The organism is Halomonas elongata, from assembly GCF_029081005.1.
GTDB classification, from domain to species: domain Bacteria; phylum Pseudomonadota; class Gammaproteobacteria; order Pseudomonadales; family Halomonadaceae; genus Halomonas; species Halomonas elongata_B.
Genome location: NZ_JAJQTQ010000076.1, coordinates 1 through 507 on the forward strand (window position 1 = coordinate 1; position 507 = coordinate 507).

1 pseudogene is annotated in these 507 nt (G+C 42.4%); it reads right to left on the reverse strand.

Going from position 1 to position 507, the window contains the following annotated elements:
• A pseudogene (locus tag LU493_RS19500) lies at positions 1-252 on the reverse strand (serine dehydratase subunit alpha family protein); the annotation flags it as partial.
• Between the last annotated feature and the right edge of the window lie 255 nt (positions 253-507).

Consider the following 507-nt stretch of genomic DNA (forward strand, 5'->3'; position numbering starts at 1 on the left):
GTCGCCGCCAAATGCGCCAATTGCGGCTGCCAGCGGTACACCGCAAACGGTGGTGCCGGGTATGGTGACGCCCATCGCGTTTTTATAAAGATTGGCGGAAATAAAACCGCTAATTTTAGTGCAAGGCTGATCCAGATATTGTGCGGCGTAGGCGGCCGCGAAGGAAATAGCGACGGGTTCAGTACAACCTAAAGCCGGGGCGACCTCTTGTTTGAGCCATTTTACGTACAGGGAAGCGTTATCGGTGTTCATAATGATTTAATGTCCAAAATTAAATTTTATTCAGCTGCGATAATGCTAAGACAAAAGATAAGAAAAAACTTACCCTAATAACCATAAAAAGACTGTGGTTTGGAGAAAAATTTTATCTTATGGGAGGTTTTAAGATACACCTGTTTCAAAAAGTAAACTTTTTATATTTCAGTTAGTTGGGCTGATTCGTTCTAAGCGTAACGGATGATTTTGTTAATCTGCTCACAACGTTGCTGGAAGGACAATTTTCTCTTG